The 17,802-nt window shown below is 68.8% G+C and carries 18 protein-coding genes, 2 pseudogenes and 1 riboswitch; of the genes and pseudogenes, 10 read left to right on the top strand and 10 right to left on the bottom strand.

Annotation, left to right across the window (positions count from 1 at the left end; all coding sequences use genetic code 11):
* The first annotated feature begins 56 nt into the window (after positions 1-56).
* From IE318_RS29120 to IE318_RS46620, 3 genes are all read left to right on the top strand, one after another.
* A complete protein-coding gene (locus tag IE318_RS29120; protein WP_189905112.1) occupies positions 57-923 on the top strand; it encodes a helix-turn-helix domain-containing protein in 867 nt (288 codons plus the stop codon).
* A gap of 257 nt (positions 924-1,180) precedes the next feature.
* On the top strand, positions 1,181-1,765 hold the full coding sequence (locus IE318_RS29125; protein WP_189905114.1) for a DinB family protein: 585 nt from the start codon (positions 1,181-1,183) through the stop codon (positions 1,763-1,765).
* Positions 1,704-2,009, top strand: coding sequence for a transposase (locus IE318_RS46620; protein ID WP_189905115.1), 306 nt, complete (start codon positions 1,704-1,706; stop codon positions 2,007-2,009). The genes IE318_RS29125 and IE318_RS46620 overlap by 62 nt, the downstream gene beginning before the upstream one ends.
* Here the strand turns inward: IE318_RS46620 and IE318_RS29135 are convergent.
* Positions 1,979-3,181 carry an IS110 family RNA-guided transposase gene (locus IE318_RS29135; protein ID WP_189905117.1) on the bottom strand — a complete coding sequence of 401 codons (1,203 nt, stop codon included), beginning with the start codon at positions 3,179-3,181 and terminating at the stop codon, positions 1,979-1,981. The genes IE318_RS46620 and IE318_RS29135 overlap by 31 nt on opposite strands.
* A 237-nt stretch (positions 3,182-3,418) precedes the next feature.
* Here IE318_RS29135 and IE318_RS29140 point away from each other — a divergent pair.
* Both IE318_RS29140 and IE318_RS29145 read left to right on the top strand, forming a co-directional pair.
* A pseudogene (locus tag IE318_RS29140) lies at positions 3,419-3,739 on the top strand (transposase); the annotation flags it as partial.
* Positions 3,740-3,856: 117 nt separating this feature from the next.
* Positions 3,857-4,978, top strand: coding sequence for a hypothetical protein (locus tag IE318_RS29145; RefSeq protein WP_189905121.1), 1,122 nt, complete (start codon positions 3,857-3,859; stop codon positions 4,976-4,978).
* A gap of 179 nt (positions 4,979-5,157) precedes the next feature.
* Here IE318_RS29145 and IE318_RS29150 read toward each other — a convergent pair whose 3' ends face one another.
* Entirely contained in the window at positions 5,158-6,147 is a 990-nt protein-coding gene (locus IE318_RS29150) for a helix-turn-helix transcriptional regulator (protein WP_189905123.1), read from the bottom strand.
* Positions 6,148-6,240: 93 nt separating this feature from the next.
* Between IE318_RS29150 and IE318_RS29155 the strand changes: the two genes are divergently transcribed.
* From IE318_RS29155 to IE318_RS29165, 3 genes and pseudogenes are all read left to right on the top strand, one after another.
* A complete protein-coding gene (locus tag IE318_RS29155) occupies positions 6,241-6,639 on the top strand; it encodes a VOC family protein (RefSeq protein WP_189905125.1) in 399 nt (132 codons plus the stop codon).
* Between the two features lie 233 nt (positions 6,640-6,872).
* Complete coding sequence (locus tag IE318_RS29160) at positions 6,873-7,700, top strand: alpha/beta fold hydrolase (RefSeq protein ID WP_189905127.1); 828 nt, start codon at positions 6,873-6,875, stop codon at positions 7,698-7,700.
* Between the two features lie 37 nt (positions 7,701-7,737).
* Positions 7,738-7,881, top strand: a pseudogene (locus tag IE318_RS29165) (IS5/IS1182 family transposase); the annotation flags it as partial.
* A gap of 135 nt (positions 7,882-8,016) precedes the next feature.
* On the opposite strand, the gene IE318_RS29170 reads toward IE318_RS29165, so the two are convergent.
* Positions 8,017-8,634, bottom strand: coding sequence for a TetR/AcrR family transcriptional regulator (locus tag IE318_RS29170; RefSeq protein ID WP_189905129.1), 618 nt, complete (start codon positions 8,632-8,634; stop codon positions 8,017-8,019).
* 109 nt (positions 8,635-8,743) lie between these two features.
* On the opposite strand from IE318_RS29170, the gene IE318_RS29175 reads away from it, so the two are divergent.
* Together IE318_RS29175 and IE318_RS29180 are read left to right on the top strand one after the other, a co-directional pair.
* Positions 8,744-9,802, top strand: coding sequence for an aldo/keto reductase (locus IE318_RS29175; protein WP_189905131.1), 1,059 nt, complete (start codon positions 8,744-8,746; stop codon positions 9,800-9,802).
* Between the two features lie 44 nt (positions 9,803-9,846).
* Positions 9,847-10,044, top strand: a complete 198-nt coding sequence (locus IE318_RS29180) for a hypothetical protein (protein WP_229903814.1) — start codon at positions 9,847-9,849, stop codon at positions 10,042-10,044.
* A gap of 102 nt (positions 10,045-10,146) precedes the next feature.
* On the opposite strand, the gene IE318_RS29185 is transcribed toward IE318_RS29180, so the two are convergent.
* The 7 genes from IE318_RS29185 to IE318_RS29210 form a co-directional block, all read right to left on the bottom strand.
* Entirely contained in the window at positions 10,147-11,205 is a 1,059-nt protein-coding gene (locus IE318_RS29185) for an LLM class flavin-dependent oxidoreductase (RefSeq protein ID WP_189905133.1), read from the bottom strand.
* The gene (locus IE318_RS29190) at positions 11,202-12,893 is read right to left on the bottom strand and encodes a dipeptide ABC transporter ATP-binding protein (protein ID WP_189905136.1); all 1,692 of its coding nucleotides are present in this window, start codon (positions 12,891-12,893) and stop codon (positions 11,202-11,204) included. Before IE318_RS29190 ends, IE318_RS29185 begins: the two co-directional genes overlap by 4 nt.
* Positions 12,890-13,813, bottom strand: coding sequence for an ABC transporter permease (locus IE318_RS29195; protein ID WP_189905138.1), 924 nt, complete (start codon positions 13,811-13,813; stop codon positions 12,890-12,892). Before IE318_RS29195 ends, IE318_RS29190 begins: the two co-directional genes overlap by 4 nt.
* Positions 13,810-14,769: an ABC transporter permease gene (locus IE318_RS29200; RefSeq protein WP_189905140.1), complete on the bottom strand. Its 960-nt coding sequence runs from the start codon at positions 14,767-14,769 to the stop codon at positions 13,810-13,812. The genes IE318_RS29195 and IE318_RS29200 overlap by 4 nt, the downstream gene beginning before the upstream one ends.
* A gap of 3 nt (positions 14,770-14,772) precedes the next feature.
* Positions 14,773-16,392: an ABC transporter substrate-binding protein gene (locus IE318_RS29205; RefSeq protein ID WP_189905142.1), complete on the bottom strand. Its 1,620-nt coding sequence runs from the start codon at positions 16,390-16,392 to the stop codon at positions 14,773-14,775.
* A gap of 214 nt (positions 16,393-16,606) precedes the next feature.
* On the bottom strand, positions 16,607-16,723 hold the full coding sequence (locus tag IE318_RS46625) for a putative leader peptide (RefSeq protein ID WP_324605924.1): 117 nt from the start codon (positions 16,721-16,723) through the stop codon (positions 16,607-16,609).
* Between the two features lie 34 nt (positions 16,724-16,757).
* Positions 16,758-16,872: riboswitch (SAM riboswitch) on the bottom strand.
* A gap of 88 nt (positions 16,873-16,960) precedes the next feature.
* A complete protein-coding gene (locus IE318_RS29210) occupies positions 16,961-17,785 on the bottom strand; it encodes a DUF1684 domain-containing protein (protein WP_189905144.1) in 825 nt (274 codons plus the stop codon).
* Between the last annotated feature and the right edge of the window lie 17 nt (positions 17,786-17,802).

The raw sequence follows: 17,802 nt of genomic DNA on the forward strand, positions 1-17,802 counted from the left end.
GCGGTTCGCAAGCTTTCGGCTGGAAGACGTGCTCGGCGATGACTGAGTCCGCAGAGATGAGCAAGGAAGGCGTGATGTCGTTTCTGCGGTCGCGCCGGGAGCAACTGAGTCCCGAGCAAGTGGGATTGCCTTCCTTTGGCCGGCGGCGGACCCCCGGGCTGCGGCGGGAGGAGCTTGCTGCGCTTGCCGGTATGAGTGTCGAGTACCTGGAACGGCTGGAGCTGGGCCGGGATACCAATCCCTCACATGCGGTGCTTGCCGCGCTTGCCGAGGCGCTGCGGCTCTCTGACGGCGAGAAGCGGCACCTTGCGATGTTGGTCATGAAACGTCACAGCGCCGGGCTCTTCCCAGCTCCCCGTCCGGTCAGCGATGAGACACGGCCTACGGTGCGTACGTTGCTGAATCAGCTTGATCCCACGCCGGCATGCGTGTTCGGGCCGATCTGCAACGTTGTGGCATGGAACAGCGCATGGGAAACAATGGTGAGGCCGCTGGGATTCCTGGATGAGGACTCGCCCAATTTGATTCGCTACCATTTCCTGAACCCCATGGCGCGCCGGATATTCACCGAGAGCAATTGGGCAGCCAGGGCGGACGAGATGATCGGCTTGCTGCCGGCTGCCCGACCGGACTGGGGTGGTGCTGAAGAGTTCCGCGCCCTGATCGACGACGTGAACGTGGCACCTGATTTTACGTCGCGATGGGTTGCTTACCCGGTTGTAGACACGCGGCCCTGCGGCGCGACTCTCTCTCACCCCGTTATTGGAATCATGAACATCATTACCGAGGTTCTCCTCGTTGGGGAGGCGGGTCAACGGCTCGAGATGTGGCTGCTGGTCGATGAGAGGACTGCGGCCGCCATCAAAGCCTCTGCGACGCCACGCCCTCCGCGTCGTCCAATCGAGGGTAGCGCTCCGGGCTGACGGCGGGCCATCAGCAGGCCATCAGCGCCCTGGCCACGGGCACCTCACGATGTTCCAGGAAGGTCCACCACTGAGCCAGGCTCGTCGCGTACGACGGACGGTGTTCGGCGACCAGTACCGCCTGTGCGCCTGCCCCTGGCGGCGCACGTTCGCTCGGGAGCGGTCCTCGATCACGTACTGGTGATGACTGAAGAGGCTGTTGCGGACCACCTACGGGATCTTGAGACCATGAGCAGCCCATGGCAGGCTCATGCCGCATGATCGATGAAATCGCGAAAGACACTCTGCACGGGAGACTGCGGCGGGACCGCAAGGCGCTGCTCTGGAAGCTCGACGGCCTGTCCGAATACGACGTCCGCCGACCTTTGACAGCGACCGGGACCAACCTCCTCGGCCTGGTCAAACACGTGGCCACCGTCGAGGCCAGGTACTTCGGTGAGGTCTTCGACCGCCCTTCGCCGGAACCGCTGTGCCGGTGGCAGGACTCCGACGGCAGCGATCTGTGGGTGACCGAGGACGAGACCCGCGATCAGATCATCGCTTTCTACCGGCGCACGTGGGAACACTCGGACGCGACGATCAACGAGCTTCCCCTCGACGCCCCCGGCCACGTGCCGTGGTGGCCGGAGCCTTATGCCGACACGAACCTGTTCGCCGTCATGGTCCATGTCCTCGGCGAGTCCATCCGGCATGCCGGGCACGCCGACATCTTGCGCGAGGGCCTCGACGGCCGGACCGGGCTGCGCGCCGAACACGAGGAGCAGATCGACGAGGAAGCCCGTGCAGCCTACTGCGCGAAGATCGAGCAGGCCGCCAGGACGGCCGCACCAGTCAAGGCTTAGCAGCGGCTGTGCCTGGCGGCATCTGCCGCCGGCGTTCGGCACGTCGTCCGCCACCGCGCATCGCCGCTTCACCGTATGGACCGAGACCGGCCTGTGGCGTCGGCTGCACCGGGCGGCGCTGGACGAACTCGGGGCCCGGGACGAGGCGGACTGGACCTGGGCGATCGTCGACGTGGCCTCCGTTCGCGCCAAAAGGTGCCCCTATGGTTTTCGTCAAGCGGTGGCCGGAGCAGGTGGCTGGTAGAAGGTTCCGTCTCGGAGCATGGCGAAGAGGACGTCGATGCGGCGTCGGGCCAGGCAGACGATGGCTGCGACGTGGTGTTTCCCCTCGTGTCGTTTCCTGTCGTAGTAGGCACGTGAGTCCGGCTGGGACAGTGAGGCGAACGCGGCGAGGTAGAAGGCTCGCTTGAGCTGTTTGTTGCCTCGTCGGGAGTGCTGTTCGCCGCGGATGGAGGAGCCGGATCTGCGCGTGGCGGGTGCCAGGCCGGCGTAGGCGGCCAGGTGCCCTGCGGTGGCGAAGCCGCTGCCGTCACCGACGTCGATAAGGATCCGGGCTGCCGTCCTGACCCCAATGCCGGGCATCGAGGTCAGGACCTGCGAAAGAGGGTGTGCCTCCAGCAGTTCCTCGATCCTTGTGGCAAGGACTTTGCGCTGGTCAAGTACCGCGGAGAGCGAGGCAGCCAGACTTGGGACGATCAGCGCGGAGGCCTCGGTGCCCGGAACGACGACCGTCTGTTCGTCGAGTGCGTCGAAGATGTCCGCAACGAGCCGTTCTGCCATGCGTGGCGCCTTGGGCCGCAGCAGGGTCACCAGCCGTCGCCTGCCGGCTTTCCGTAACTGGGCTGGTGAGCCGTGTCGTTCGAGAAGGACCAGCACTGCCGGGTGGTCCAGTCGAGGGCCCAGGACCCGCTCGAGCGAGGGATGGATCTGGGTCAGCAGTCCGCGCAGACGGTTCTTGATGCGGGTGACCTCCCCGGCCAGGTCGTCGTCGAAGCCCACGAGCATGTTCAGCTCGGCGACGGTTTCGTCGTCCCGGGCCAGGTCGCGGAGGGTGTGGGGCATGGTGCGGGCGGCATCGGCGATGATCGCCGCATCGCGGGCATCGGTCTTCGACTCGCCCGGGTAGAGATCTGCGATACGCCGCATCGTCAGCCCTGGCAGATAGGCAACCCGGCAGCCCGTATCGCGGGCCACTGCCAGTGGGAGAGCACCCATCGAGGCCGGCTGGTCCACCACGACCAGCACGTTGCCGTGCTTGACCTGCAGCTCCTCGAACAGTTCACGCAGCCGCGATTCACTATTTGGCATGGGCTTGTCGAACACCTTCTTGCCCGCCGGAGTCAGAGCAGTGCCGTGATGTTCGCCCTTGCCGACGTCCAGACCGAGGTAGATGTCGATCTCACCGTCGTGGTTCATGCCCCTCCCCAGCAGCCTCTTCCCGGTCTCGCGCGTGGCATCAGCGTGCCGGCATCCACGTTACGAAGGCCTGCTCATCCATGGTGCGGATGTGAGCGGTCATGCCCCTGATCAGCGGTCTGCCAATGCCTCCCGGCCCGGTGACACCACCTTTTCGATCATGTCGACGAGGGGACCAAGTCATACCGGGCCCGGAGACCGGAGCCCCAATAGCGGGGCCACGGAAAAGGTAACGGGGGATCGCTGACCGGGCCGACCCCGGTCGATCGCGGCAAGAAGGGCAGCAAGCTGCACGTGCCGTCCGATGCCCAGGGCATCCCGCTCGCCGTCGCCGTGTCCGGCGCGAACATGCACGACAGCCTCGCCCTCGAGCCGCTCATTCGCGGCATACCCGCCGTCCGGTCCCGCCGGGGACCACGGCGGCGCCGACCCGTCAAACTCCGCGCGGACAAGGCGTTCTTCTCCGCCGAACACCTGGCTCGGCTGCGCGAGCGCGGGCTCTTCGTGCGCTTCGCGCGGCCCGGCATCGAGTCCGGCGAACGCCTCGGTCGGCACCGTGCTAAGAGAAGCTCGCGAAATCTGCCATGTGAGACACCCTCTAAGTGATCGTTTCAGGATGACTGGCGGTCGGATATCGACCTGCGGCCTCCAGGGCGTCGGTGGCAGAATGCCGCGATGGAGCTGATCTTGCACGCCGCCGGTGAACTGCTGGGTGCCGAGCTGTACAGCTCTGTCGACCTGGGTGGCAGCTCACGCAGCACAGTGTTGCGTTGTGAGACGGCCGACGGCGGCAGTGTGATCGTCAAGGCTTTCAACAACGAGCCGGAGTCGCTGCGCTGCTTCACGGCTGAGGCCGCCGGACTGTCTCTCGGGATCGCCGGTCCCGAGGTCCTGGGCGTAGACCCCGAGGTTCCCTTGCTGGTGATGGGGGATCTTGGGAAGGCACCCACCCTGGCGGACGTCCTGCTCGGGAACGATCCGACCGTCGCGGAAAACGGGTTGCTGGCCTGGGCCCGTGGGCTCGGCAGCCTGGCCGCCGAATCGGTGCACCGGCGCGGCGATCTCACGAGGCTGTGGTCCCGGTACGGCAAGGGCATGCCGTCCTGGGAGGACGAGCCGTGGATCGCACGGAACGCTGCTGAGCTGCTCGTGCTGCTCGACGGCGCCGGAATCGAAGCTCCGCCGGGCCTTGCCGAGGAGTTGTCCCGGATCGGGACAGCAGGTGGGGAAGAGTATCCGGCTTTTACCCCGGGTGACACCTGTCCTGACAACAACCTGCTGACTCCGGAGGGGTTGCGGCTGATCGACTTCGAGGCAGCCTGCTACCAGTCGGTGTTCCTGACGGCAGCGTACTGCCGGATGCCGTTCTCCAGCTGCTGGTGCGTCTTCACCCTGCCGGGCGGGATGGCCGCGAAGACAGAGCAGGCGTATCGGGCGCAGGTCCTCGACGTGTACCCGGCACTGGCCGAGGACGAGGTGTGGCAGGCCGGTATGCGGCAGGCCATAGCGGTCTGGACGGTGGATGTGACGGTGAGGCTGCTGCCTCGGGCCGTGGAGGATGGGCCGCTCCATCGGACTCGACGTCCGGCCCCGACCAGACGCCAGGTGCTCAGGCATCGCTGGGAGATGGCGAGCAGGCTGGAGGAGTTCCCGGCGCTCGCGGAGACGATGCGATTGCTGTTGCGCGAGGTCGCCGGAGACTGGAAGGCAGCCCCGCTGCCGGGGTATCCGGCTTTCGGGCACCGAGAGGCGAGTGAATCGCCTCAGGCACCGGTCGATATGGCGACTACCGGCTGATGGGGCGTCGGGGCAGGATCTGCGGAGTGTGCCGATCTTGTTCCTGATGACCTGTGGGGTGTACGGGGACTGCGCGGCCGCGCCCGCAATCGCCCCGGAGGGCAACACGCCAACCGCGACCACGACCGCGACCACGACTTCGACTAGTTGTGCCGTCTCATGACACTGGTTGCTCGCTGTCAGGCTTGGCGGGCGTAGGACGTGAGGCGATCGGCGAGCGCGATGACGAGGTCGCGAAGTTCATCGGGGCGCTCGATGACGAACGGCAGGTCGAGTGAGGCGAGTATCGGGGGCAACCAGTCGAGCCGCTGCGCCCGTAGCTCGACGCGCAGCCAGTGCTCGGCCGCCGGGTCCTGGCCGGCCGCTGGCTCGTGCTCCTCCAGGCTCGCGACGCTTGCGGGGAGGTGCGCGCGGATCTGCTCAACGGTCCCTTGGACCCGCAAGGTCACCTCATGCCGGTACTCGGCCCTGGCGAATCCTGACAACACGCGCTGTGCCGGACCGGGACCCTCGGGCGCTTCGAATGAGCCGGGCAGGGTCCTCGCGGCTGCGATGCGATCGAGCCGGAAGGTTCGGTCCTCGCCGACCTGGGCGTCCTTGCCCGTGACGTACCACCGGCCCGCGTGGGCGACGATCCCGTACGCGTGCAGTGTGCGTTCGCTGCGCCGTCCGTCGCGGTCGGTGTAGCGGATCGAGACCGGTCGGCGGTGGCGCACCGCATCGGCGACGGTGAGCAGGAGTCCGGCGTCCGGGTGGTCCAACTCGCCGGGTTGATCCGTGAAGGCGAGAGCTTCCAGGAGTGTGTCGAGCCGGCGGGCGATGTGCTTGGGCAGCACCCGCCGGATCTTCGCCGACGCCGTCTCGTTCGCCGTGCGCTCCGTCGTCGTCAGCCCCGCCCGGCGGCCGGCGACCAGGCCGAGCAGCACGGCCAGCGCCTCGTCGTCGCTGAGCATGAGCGGAGGCAAGCGGTACCCGGGAGCCAGCCGGTATCCGCCGTAGCGGCCGCGCACCGACTCCACGGGCACGTCCAGGTCGATCAGCTGGTCCACATACCGCCGCACGGTGCGTCCTTCGACGCCGAGACGGTCGGCGAGCTCGGCCACAGTCCGGGTGCCGCCCGACTGCAGCAGCTCCAGGAGTGTCAGCACGCGGCCGGTGGGTCGAGGCATGTTCGCAGCCTAACCCGAATACAGGACCGATTCTGTCCACTATTTCTCCTAGCCTGCGACGTGCACGCCTCCAGCACAGCCAAGGAGATTCCCATGGACTTCGTCTCGATCCGCATCATCACCAGCGACGTCGCACGTCTCGTCGAGTTCTACGAGCGAGCCACAGGGATGCAGGCGATACGGGCCACCGAGGACTTCGCCGAACTCAGGACCGCGGGCGCCACCCTCGCGATCGCGAGCACCCGCACCGTCCCGCTGTTCGCCCCGGGCTCTGCCCGCCCGGCGGACAACCACAGCGTGATCACCGAGTTCCTCGTCGACGACGTGGACCGCGTCCACCAGAACCTGACCGGCTTCGTCACCGACTTCGTCAACGAGCCCACCACGATGCCCTGGGGCAACCGGTCGCTCTTGTTCCGCGACCCCGACGGCAACCTCGTCAACTTCTTCACCCCCGTCACCCCGGCGGCCATCGAGAAGTTCGCACGCTGACGCCACGCGCAGCTGTTCACCGGGAGCCCCCAGAACCCAGGGCTCCCGGTGAACGCGGCCGCCGAGTCCAGGAGCTCCACCAGCAGGGGACATCGGAACGCACCGCTGACCCCAGAAGGACGTCTGCGCTTGTGCCTGCAACGCGCTGAATCGCTGCCCCGCAATTAATGTTGACCTCATGCGGCGCCGCTTTCGCGTCACATCCCCGGAGGGACATCGAGAGGAGCGCAACCATGCCCTTCGCCACCGCCGAGGACGGCACGCAGATCTTCTACAAGGACTGGGGCTCGGGCCAGCCCGTGCTCTTCTCCCACGGCTGGCCGCTCACCGCCGACGCCTGGGACCCCCAGATGAAGCTCATGGCGGACAACGGATTCCGCGCCATCGCTCACGACCGGCGCGGTGGCGGCCGCTCCGGTCAGCCCTGGGACGGCAACAACCTCGACACGTACGCCGACGACCTGGCCGCGGTCATCGAAACCGAAGACCTGCACGACGTCATTCTGGTCGGGCACTCCACCGGCGGCGGCGAAGTCACCCGCTACATCGGCCGGCACGGCACGGCACGGGTCGCCAAGCTGGTCCTGCTCGGCGCGATCCCGCCGCTGATGCTGAAGACGGAAGCCAACCCCGAGGGCCTGCCGATCGAGGTGTTCGACGAGATCCGCCAGGGTGTGCTCACGGACCGCTCGCAGTACTACAAGGACCTCAGCGCCCCGTTCTACGGTGCCAACCGGGAGGGCTCGACCGTCTCCCAGGGAACGCGTGACGAGTTCTGGCTCTGGAGCATGACAGTCGGCATCAAGGGCGCCTACGACTGCATCAAGGCGTTCTCCGAGACGGACACGACCGAGGACCTGAGGAAGGTCGATGTGCCGACACTGATCGTGCATGGCGACGACGACCAGATCGTGCCCATCGTCTCCGCGGGCGCCAAATCATCCAAGATCGTCAAGGGCGCGCAGTACAAGGTCTACGAGGGCGCGCCCCATGGCCTTGCGATGGTGCCCAAGTACGCCGAGATCTTCAACAAAGACCTGCTTGAGTTCGCGCGGAGTTAGACGGTGTCTTGATTGGCGACAGCTCGTTGATCCGAGAATGGACATAGTTGAGCGGCTGGTGCCCGACGGGCTGTGGGAGATCTTCCAGGACCTGGCGCCGGAGCCACCGGTACGTACTCAAGGGGGAGGCCGGCGGCGCTGCGATGACCGGGCGGTCCTGGCTGCGATCATCTTCGTAGCCTTCGCTGAACACGCGGCGGCCGCAACGACGACACCACCTGCCGCCTCGACGAAGAGGCAGAACCTGCCGCCGCTGCACCGCCGGAGAGCACTCACGGTGATCCGCACCCGGTGCGGATGCGAGGCGTCAGGCAAGTCATTTGCTCCGCAGGTACGCACCGGCGCGCGCGGCAGCCGCGGCGGCTTCGGCGGCCCGGTCCGCGGCGTCTTCGTCGAGGGGATCGCCGCTGGTCAGGAGGCGGTAGTAGAGGGGTGCGGAGACAGCACGGATCACCTCATGGGTGTCGGTGTCCTCGGGTACCTCGCCCCGGTCGATGGCCTGCTGGACGCAGTGCGCCCACTCCTCGACGCGGATGTCGTAGAAGTGGTGCAGAGCCTCGGCCGTCTTCGCCTCGCAGGTGGCGGCCGCGATCATGGCCTTGAACAGTGCCCCCTGCCGCGGGTCGGCCAAGGTGCGCTGCACGAGCCGGGCATTGGCCTTGAGGTCGCCGAGCAGCGAACCGGTCTCCGTACGCGACAGTGACTGCTCGGCCATGTCCACCAGCAGGTCGGCCACCAAGCTGGTCACCGTTCCCCAGCGACGGTAGACGGTCGTCTTGCCCACCTCGGCGCGGCGCGCGATGTCGGCGAGGTCCAAGTGGGCAAAGCCCCGCTCGGCCAGGGCGTCCCCGGCCGCCTGCAGCACAGCCGCCCGCACCCGCGCCGTACGGCCTCCCGGCCGGACGCTTCCCGGCTCCGAACGCTCCGAACCCATAACGGGACCCCAGTTTCGTTAATCGCTTGCATCTGGTACCTTCGGGGTGACATGTTAACGGAACTCTAGACCCGTTAGCTAGCACGGCTGGGAAGATTGGGGAGTGGCCATGGAATACAGGCGGCTGGGTGCATCCGGACTCAAGGTCCCCGCGCTGAGCTTCGGCGCCGGCACCTTCGGCGGCCGGGGACCGCTGTTCGGGGCCTGGGGCAACAGCGATGCGCAAGAAGCGCGCCGCCTCGTGGACATCTGCCTGGATGCCGGGATCACGATGTTCGACACCGCCGACGTGTACTCCGGCGGCGCGTCCGAGGTGGTGCTGGGCGAAGCGATCAAAGGCCGCAGGGATCAGGTGATCGTGTCCACCAAGACCAGCCTGCCGATGGGTGACGGCCCGGGCGACGCGGGCTCGTCCCGCTCCCGCCTGATCACCGCATGCGAGGACGCGCTGCGCCGGCTCGGCACCGACTACATCGACCTGTTCCAGCTGCACGCCTTCGACGCCGGCACGCCCATCGAGGAAACCCTGTCCACGCTCGACGATCTCGTGCGCGCAGGAAAGGTGCGCTACCTCGGAGTCTCCAACTTCTCCGGCTGGCAGGCGATGAAGTCCCTCGCGATCGCGGAGAGGTACGGCCACCCGCGCTACATCGCGCATCAGGTCTACTACTCCCTTGTCGGACGCGACTACGAGTGGGAACTGATGCCCCTCGGACTCGACCAGGGACTCGGCGCGCTCGTCTGGAGCCCTCTCGGCTGGGGACGGCTCACCGGCAAAGTCCGCCGCGACCAACCGCTGCCCGCCGGCAGCCGGCTGCACCGAACCGCGGACTACGGCCCGCCGGTCGATGACGAGCACCTCCACCGGGTGGTCGACGTCCTCGACGAGATCGCGCAGGAGACCGGCAAAGCCATTCCGCAGATCGCCATCAACTGGCTGCTGCAACGGCCGACCGTCTCCTCCGTCATCATCGGCGCCCGTAATGAGGAGCAGCTCCGCCAGAATCTGGGTGCCGTCGGCTGGGCACTCACGCCCGACCAGATGGCGAAACTCGACGCGGCGAGCAGCAAGGCAGCGCCCTACCCGTACTTCCCCTACCAGCGCCAGGAAGGCTTTGCCCGTCTCAACCCACCGGTGGGTGACTTCATGCCTCCGACCGCTGCCTGAGGTTGTGCGGTACGTCCCGGCCGGTACGCCGATGACTGCGCGCCGTGTCAACTGCCCAGCCAGAGATCGACGCCGACGCACAGGCTGCTTCGACTCTCGTGGCCCTGGCCGTCCGGGTCACCCGGGCGACCGGCTATTACAAGGGTCCGGGAAGCCGCTCCTCCGTGATCATCACCTTCGGGCCAGTGACCCTGACCCACGCGGACGGCAGCGTCTCCACCGTCAACATCGACATCAACTAGCGTTGCCGAACTGGGCCGGAGCCCGGGCCTGCTGAGGCGCCGACTCGACGATTCATGGTCGGCCGTTTCTGCTGCCCCGGGCCGGACGCTTTGGAACAGGACTCACCGGCCCGTCTCCTGAAACGCCGGGGAAGCTGGGCGCCAGCCCAGCTCGGGGGCGATCAGGTGCTGTACGTCGTGCAGGATCTGTTCGTACTCCTCGCGATGGAACTCGTACGGCAGCTCCAGGCGCAGCTCCGACACCTGCGCGAGGACGGGGTCCGCCGCCAGCTGTTCCAGGATCTGTTCCGCGGTGCCGACCACGTCCGGGGCGAACAGGAGCCGCTTCGGGCCCAGCGCCGCCAGGGTCTGCGGCTTCAGGGTGCGCTCGTGCCGACTGGCCGCGTAGTCCCGGTAGCGGGCCCGGGTGGCGGCGTCGGCGCTGTCGAACGGCACGATCACCCGTCCGAGCGCCACCCGCGTCGCCGGCCGGTCGTCGAGCGTGCTGCGCCGGTACTCGGAGAGCAGGTTCAGCTGGGCGGTGGTGAAGTCGTCGGTGTCCTCGCCGGAGACGATGTTGCCGGACAGCAGGTTGAGACCGTTCTCGGCGGCCCAGCGGACCGATCGCAGGCTGCCCCCGCCGTACCAGATCCGCTTCACCAGACCGGGGTTGTGCGGCTGCAGTCGCGGCCGCTGGACGTTGCCGGGCGAGTGGATCACCGTGTCCGGGCCGCCGAGGTAGTGGCCGCGCAGGTTGTCGACGAGGCGGGCGATCCTGCCGTACGACAGGTCGAAGCCGCGCCAGTCCCCGTCGTACACCAGATCGCCGAGCAGTTCGGCGTGCGGCATGCCGGTGCTGAAGCCGACCTGGAGGCGGCCGCGGGACAGTACGTCGGCCAGTGACAGGTCCTCGGCCAGGCGGAACGGGCTCTCGTACCCGATGGGGATGACCGCGGTCCCCAGCTCGACCCGCTCGGTGCGCTGGCCGGCCGCGGCGAGGAACACCGCGGCGGAGCCGACGCCGTGCTCGAGATGGCGCTGGCGGATCCAGGCCCCGTCGTAGCCGAGCCGTTCGCCGTATTCGAACAGCTGGAGAGTCTCCTCCAGGCCGGTCCAGGGGTCGTCGTCGGCGAAGTTGCCCGGGGTGAGAAAGGCCAACGAGGTGATGGCGGGAGTGCTCATGAAACTGGTCCTCGGCTCGTGGTGGTCTCGGGGGCGGGGGAGGGGACACGGCCGCCGGGGATCGCCGCGAGAAGTTCGCGGGTGTACTCGTGGCGAGGGCGGCTGAACAGTTCCTCCGGCGGGCCTGTCTCGACGACGCGGCCGGCCCGCATGACGGCGACGTGGTGCGCGATCTGCCGTACGACGGCCAGGTCGTGCGAGATGAAGAGGTAGGCCACCCCTGTGTCGGCCTGCAACTCCGCCAGCAGGTCCAGGACCTGGGCCTGTACGGACACGTCGAGGGCGGAGACCGGCTCGTCGCAGACCACCAGGTCGGGAGACAGGGCGAGGGCGCGGGCGATCGCCACGCGCTGCCGCTGTCCGCCGGACAGCTCCGCCGGCCGACGCTCCAGTGCGGCGGAGGGAAGTGCCACCCGGTCGAGCAGTTCACGGGCCCGGGCGAGCCGGGAGGCGCGGTCGCCGACCTTGAAGGCGCGCAGCGGTTCTGTGATCACCTCGCCGATGGAGCAGCGCGGGTCGAGCGAGGCGTACGGGTTCTGGTAGACGAGCTGGGCGCGGCGGCGCAACTGCCTGGCCCGAATGCCCTTGGCGGTGGTGACGTCGGTGCCGTCGAACAGGATCTGCCCGGCGGTCGCGTCGGCGAGGCGGAGTACCAGGCGAGCGGTGGTGGACTTGCCTGAGCCCGACTCGCCGACGAGGGCGAGGGTCCGGCCCCGGTGCAGGGCAAGGCTGACATCGTCCACGGCGCGCAGGGTGCGAGGTCTCTCCCCGGTGCGGGGCAGCCTGAACTCCTTGACCAGGTTGCGCACTTCGAGCAGGGGTGCCGTCTGCGCCTCGGGGCTGGAGACCGGGGTGCGGGGCCGGGCGGTGGTCAGGCTCGGCGCACTGGCCAGCAGGTGCCGGGTGTAGTCGTCCTGCGGGTCGGCCAGGATGTCACGGGTGGGGCCCGCCTCGACGACCTTGCCCTGGGACATCACCACCAGCCGCTGTGCCCGGTCGGCGGCGACCCCGAGGTCGTGGGTCACGAGCAGGACCGCGGTGCCCGACTCCTCGGTGAGGCGCTGGAGATGGTCGAGGATGACCCGCTGGACGGTGACGTCGAGTGCGCTGGTGGGCTCGTCGGCGATGATCAGCTCGGGCCGGCCGGCGATGGCGATGGCGATCAGGGCGCGCTGCCGCATGCCGCCGGACAGTTCGTGTGGATACTGCCGGGCCCGGACGGCCGCGTCGGGCAGCCCGGCGCGGTCCAGCACGGCGACCGCCTCGGCGGGAGCCGACCGGCGCGTCGCCAGACCATGGATGCGCAGCACCTCGGCGACCTGGTCGCCGATCCGCTTGACCGGATTGAGGGAGACGGTCGGGTCCTGGGGGACCAGTCCGATCCGTGCTCCGCGTACGGTGCGCAGTTCCGCCTCCGAAAGGGTGGCGAGGTCGTGCCGGCCGAAGCGGACCGTGCCCGCGTCGATACGGCCGTTCGCCGGCAGGAGCCGGGTGATGGCGTGCGCGATGGTGCTCTTCCCGGAGCCGGACTCGCCGACCACCGCCGTCACCTGTCCCGGCCACACGTCGAGGTCCACGCCCCGGACGGCCTCGACCGTGCCGCCCCGGGTGCGGTACGACACCGACAGGCCGCGTATCTCCAGTAGTGGTGTGGTCACGTCCTCACCGTTCTCACGTTCGTCGGTCATCGCTGCCGGGACCATTCGCCGTCCAGCGCCCGGGCGATGCGGTTGGTGGCCAGCACGGTCGCGGCGATCGCCAGCCCGGGCAGTGCGGTCAGCCACCAGGCGTTGGCGAGGTAGTTGCGGCCGTCGGAGATCAACGTGCCCCACTCCGGGGCCGGCGGGGGAGCGCCGTAGCCGAGGAAGCTCAGGGCCGACACGGCCAGGATGGAGGAGCCGAAGTCGAGGGTGGCCAGCACGATCACCGGGCCCGCCGCATTGGGCAGCACGTGCCGGCCCAGCACCGAGTACCAGCGGGCCCCGCTCGCGCGCGACGCCTCCACGAACACCGCCTGCCGCACCCGCAGCACCTCCGCACGCGCCACTCGAGCGAACGCGGCGACGCTGGCGATGCCGACCGCGACCGCCACCTTCACCGTGCCGTAGCCCAGCGCGGTCACCAGGGCCAGGGACATGAACAGCGCGGGGATGGCCAGCAGCACGTCGACGAAGCGCATCAGCACGTCGTCCACCCAGCGGCCCACGAACCCGGCGACCACCCCGAGCAGCCCGCCGACCACGAACGCGACCAGCACCGCGATCAGCGTGGCCTTCAGGGACAGCTGGGCGCCATGGACGACCCGCGAGAACACATCGCGGCCCAGCTCGTCCGTGCCGAACCAGTGACTGCCGCTCGGGCCGCGGAAGTTCTGCGACGGCACGCCCCTCAGCGGGTCCTGCGAGGCGAACAGGCCGGGCCGGAACGAGGCCAGCACGACCAGCACGAGGACGACCACCGACAGCAGCAGACCCGGGCGGCGCACCACGAAGCGCAGCAGCCGCCGTACGTCCACGCGGCGTCCCGGATCCGGCCCCCGACTCGCCTCGACCGGGCGCTCCAGTCCCGGCGCCGCCTCGGCCGGGTCGTCGACAAGGCTCTGGCTCATGCGAGTGCCGCCCTTCTGTCCGAGGCCACCACGACCCGCGGGTCCAGGAGCGGATAGACCAGGTCGATGACCAGATTCGTCGTCACGAAGATCAGCGCACCGAACACCACCACCCCTTGGACCAGCGGGATGTCCTGGGCCGTGACCGCCGCCGCGGTGACGCGGCCGAGGCCGTCGCGGGAGAACACCGTCTCGACGACCACCGAACCGGCGATCAGCTGCCCCACCAGCAGGCCGACGACCGTCAGCGCCGGCAGGGACGCATTGCGCAGGGCGTGCCGCAGATGGACCCGCCACCGGTCGGCGCCCTTGGCCCGCGCGGTCTCCACATACGCCTGGTCCAGTGCGGTGAGCAGGCTCTTGGCGAGCACCTGGGCGACCTGCGCGCCGGTCGGCACCGCCAGCGTCAGGGCCGGCAGCACCAGCCCTTTCGGCCCGTCGTTGCCGAACGCGGGGAACCAGTGGAGCCGGAAGGAGAACGTCTCGACGAGCAGCAGTCCCACCCAGAACGTCGGGACGGACACCCCCAGCGGCGGCAGCGACAGCAGCAGCTGCCGCAGCCAGCGCTGAGCGGTGTAGGTCGCCAGCACCGCCAGACCACCGCCGAGGACGACCGCGAGCAACAGGGCCGCCCCGGTCAACTGCAGGGTCTGCGGCAGGGCGTCGGCCAGCGTCGAGGTGACCGGGCGACCGGTGGACACCGCGTCGCCGAAGTCCCCGCGCGCCGCCCGCCCCAGGTACTCGGCGTACTGCACCACCACCGGCTTGTCGAAGCCGTATTCGTGCCGCAGGGCGGCGATCTGCTTCGGATCGACCTGCCCCGAGTCCATCCCGGCACCGGCCATCGCCGTGACCGGGTCGCCCGGCAGATAGTCCAGCACCAGGAACGAGACCGTGTACGCCGCCCACAGCACGCCGACCGCCTGCGCGAGCCGTTTGATCACATAGCGGCGCATGCGCTAGCCGATCCAGGTGTCGTGCAGCTGGAGCCGGCTGGAGGCGTCGAAGTTCAGGGCGTGCACCCTCTTCGACACCCCCAGTTGGGTCTGGAGCTCCACGACCGGCACGTAGTAGGCGTTGTGCACGATCAACCGCTGTGCCTGGGCGATCAGTTGCTTGCGCTTGGCGGTGTCGGTGGTCGCGGCCTGCGCGGCCAGGGCCGTGTCCAGGCTGCTCGTCGGCAAGCGGTACAAGTTGGCCAGCTTCGTGGAGAAGGAGCTGCGCAGGATGTCCGGGTCGGCCCGGGTGATGTTCCCCCAGGCCGCGTCGTAGTCGCCCGACTGCAGCGTCGGCGCGAGCTGGGTGATCTGGAGCTGCCTGAGGGACACCTGGATCCCGACGGCCTTGAGCTGCTGCTGGATCAGCTCCAACGCGGGTTGGTTGGTGGCGGCGTTGGGGACCCAGTCGATGGTGAGACCGAGCTTCTTGCCGTCCTTGGTGCGGATGCCGTCACTGCCCGGCTTCCAACCGGCCGCCTCCAGAAGGGACTTGGCCCTGGCCGCGTCGGACGTCAGGTCCGGGGCGAGGCTGGTGTAGTCGGGCGTGGTGTGCGCGAGGACGCTGGTCGCCGGCTGGGTGCCGGTCGGGAACACGGTGTCCGCAACCTGCTTCCGGTCGATGGCGTACAGGATCGCCTGGCGCACTCGCGCGTCCTTCAGGGCCGGCCGTGAGTTGTTGAGGCCGAGGCCGAACACGATGCCGGGGTTGGCCCGACGCTGGAGGGTGACCTGGCCGCCCTTGAGCGCTGCCTCGTTGGCCCTGCCGACGCTGCTGATCGCGTCCACCTGGCCGGACTGGAGACTGCCCGCCCGTACACCCGCCTCCGGTACGACCTTGAACACCAGCTTGTCCAGGTACGCCTCGCCCTGCTTGGTCCACAGCGAGGAACCCCAGGCGTATCCGGTGCGCTTGGCGAGGGTGAGCGACTGGTTCTGCACGTACTGCTTCAGCACGAACGGCCCGGACCCGGTCACGCCGTCGCTGCACTTCTGCTGCGGGGTCTTCTTCACGCTCGCCGACGACTCGATGCCGAGCGAGTGGGTGGAGGTGGCCTGCAGGAACTGGGCGTTGGGCTGCTTGAAAGTGACCTTGACGGTGAGCGGGTCGACTACCGTGGTGCTCTTGACGCCGCTGAGATAGCCCTCGGCGAGGGTGCCGAGCGCGCCGAGCCGGGGCACCGCGTCGAAGTTGTCCTTGACCACCTGAGCGGTCAGCTTCGACCCGTCGCTGAAGGTGACGCCCGAGCGCAGACGGAAGGTGAACGTCGTGGCGTCGGAGCTGACGTCCCAGCTCTTCGCCAGCCACGGCACGATCTTGCCGGTCTTGGGGTCCTGGTCCGTCAGGGAGTCCACGATCTGGCGCACCGAATAGATGGTCTCGTTGCTGGCGACCTGCTGCGGGTCCACGCAGCCGGCGTCCGAGCCCACCGCGAAGGTCAGGGTGCCGCCGGACCTGGGCTGCCCGGTGCCGCTGCCGGGATCGGTGCCGCTGGAGCCGCAGGCGGTCAGCAGAACACTGGTGGTGACAAGGGCGGTCAGTGCCGCCCACGGGGTGGATCTGACATCGGGGAGTGCAGTCACGGAGGGCTTCTCCTACTCGTGTCACCCGGCACGGGTGCCGTGCGAGGCATGGCCGTACGTGGGTGTGTGGCCCCGGCCGGCGCGACGCCGGTGCCGGGCGAGCGCGGTGCAGACAGGGATCACGGGGAAACAGGGCTCAAAGACAGACGAAGATCAGGCGCGGCCGGGCGCGCGACGGCAGATGCCGTACCGCGACCGGCGGCGGGAAGGTCCGTCAGGCCTGACAGAGACAGCTGGTCGAGCGCTTGAGGTCGATGTGGCGCCGACGCGAGAGCCGGGAGAACACGGTGGCGGCGGCGAAGTGGGTGCTGAGGTCACCACCGTGCCGCATGCCGGTCCTCCACATTTCCGGCCCCGGTCACGGGGCCACGCGCTTGCGGAGATCGTCGGTGATCCCGCCGGGCTTTCACCTGGAGCACCCCACCGCGCGGGAGGGGTTGCCGGTCAGCGAGCCAGGGCTTGACGCTGACACTCAATGCCGTTCGTGATCGTACGGAGGGCTCTTGCCGTACGTCAATGCCGGAAGGCGACGCCCCGCAGGAGCAGTCGGACCGGCACCGGGTCCGGCTCAGGAACCGCCGCGCTCGCGGGGGATCTTCTGGCCGGCCTCGATGGCCACCGGCAGCCGGTTCTCGGCCGGGGGAAGCGGGCAGGTGGCCAGGTCCGTGTAGGCGCACGGCAGGTTCGTGGCGCGGTTGAAGTCCAGTACGACCCTACCGTCGGCGGCGGGCGGCTCCAGGGCGAGAACCCGGTTGGCGGCGTAGGTGGTGACCCCGGAGGTCGCGTCGGTGAACAGCACCATCAGACGGCCCGCGCCATGCCCGGGGAACGCGGTCAGCGACAGCGGGCGCCCGTCCAGCTCGAACTCGACCCTGCCCGGAGCGTCGTACACATGCTCAAGGCCCTCGACCGCGGCGCCCACGGTGGTCGGCCGGGGTGTGTCGAAGGGGACGTAACGGCCCGTCACGGCCCAGCGCGGGTCGGGGGCGTAGGCCGGCGTTCCGGTGAAGGCCGTGCGCAGCGGCGCGTCCGGGTGCCGGGGGCGCACGATGTCGTGCCCGCCGCGCCTGGCGATCTCGATGACGGCGTCTCCCCAGACGGCGTCGACGCCGCCGCGTTCGGGGAGCACGCCGAAGCGGTGCTCACCGTGCACCGGCGTTCCGTCTACGACCAGTTCCTCACCGTCGTCGAGGTCTACGACGACTCCCTCGGTCCCGGTGCGCCACGCACCGGGCGCGTCCGGGAAGCGCTGGGGCCGGTCGTCGAGCCAGTGCAGGCCGGTGATCGCCAGGAACCCGTGCGGGTCGGCGAGCCGGGCCTCCTGGGCTCGGTGCCACTCCAGCCAGTTCTCGGTGAAGGCATGAAAGTCGGTCGTGGTTGCCTCGGTGGTCATGGGTTCTCCTTCGTCAC

Origin of the sequence: Streptomyces spiralis (genome assembly GCF_014654675.1) — a bacterium.
GTDB lineage: Bacteria > Actinomycetota > Actinomycetes > Streptomycetales > Streptomycetaceae > Streptomyces > Streptomyces spiralis.

Coding starts and splice junctions, on each gene's coding strand:
- IE318_RS29120 (WP_189905112.1), top strand. CDS start 57: ATGAGCAAGGAAGGCGTGATGTCGTTTCTGCGGTCGCGCCGGGAGCAA.
- IE318_RS29125 (WP_189905114.1), top strand. CDS start 1,181: ATGATCGATGAAATCGCGAAAGACACTCTGCACGGGAGACTGCGGCGG.
- IE318_RS29135 (WP_189905117.1), bottom strand. CDS start 3,181: ATGAACCACGACGGTGAGATCGACATCTACCTCGGTCTGGACGTCGGC.
- IE318_RS29145 (WP_189905121.1), top strand. CDS start 3,857: ATGGAGCTGATCTTGCACGCCGCCGGTGAACTGCTGGGTGCCGAGCTG.
- IE318_RS29150 (WP_189905123.1), bottom strand. CDS start 6,147: ATGCCTCGACCCACCGGCCGCGTGCTGACACTCCTGGAGCTGCTGCAG.
- IE318_RS29155 (WP_189905125.1), top strand. CDS start 6,241: ATGGACTTCGTCTCGATCCGCATCATCACCAGCGACGTCGCACGTCTC.
- IE318_RS29160 (WP_189905127.1), top strand. CDS start 6,873: ATGCCCTTCGCCACCGCCGAGGACGGCACGCAGATCTTCTACAAGGAC.
- IE318_RS29170 (WP_189905129.1), bottom strand. CDS start 8,634: ATGGGTTCGGAGCGTTCGGAGCCGGGAAGCGTCCGGCCGGGAGGCCGT.
- IE318_RS29175 (WP_189905131.1), top strand. CDS start 8,744: ATGGAATACAGGCGGCTGGGTGCATCCGGACTCAAGGTCCCCGCGCTG.
- IE318_RS29185 (WP_189905133.1), bottom strand. CDS start 11,205: ATGAGCACTCCCGCCATCACCTCGTTGGCCTTTCTCACCCCGGGCAAC.
- IE318_RS29190 (WP_189905136.1), bottom strand. CDS start 12,893: ATGACCGACGAACGTGAGAACGGTGAGGACGTGACCACACCACTACTG.
- IE318_RS29195 (WP_189905138.1), bottom strand. CDS start 13,813: ATGAGCCAGAGCCTTGTCGACGACCCGGCCGAGGCGGCGCCGGGACTG.
- IE318_RS29200 (WP_189905140.1), bottom strand. CDS start 14,769: ATGCGCCGCTATGTGATCAAACGGCTCGCGCAGGCGGTCGGCGTGCTG.
- IE318_RS46625 (WP_324605924.1), bottom strand. CDS start 16,723: ATGCGGCACGGTGGTGACCTCAGCACCCACTTCGCCGCCGCCACCGTG.
- IE318_RS29210 (WP_189905144.1), bottom strand. CDS start 17,785: ATGACCACCGAGGCAACCACGACCGACTTTCATGCCTTCACCGAGAAC.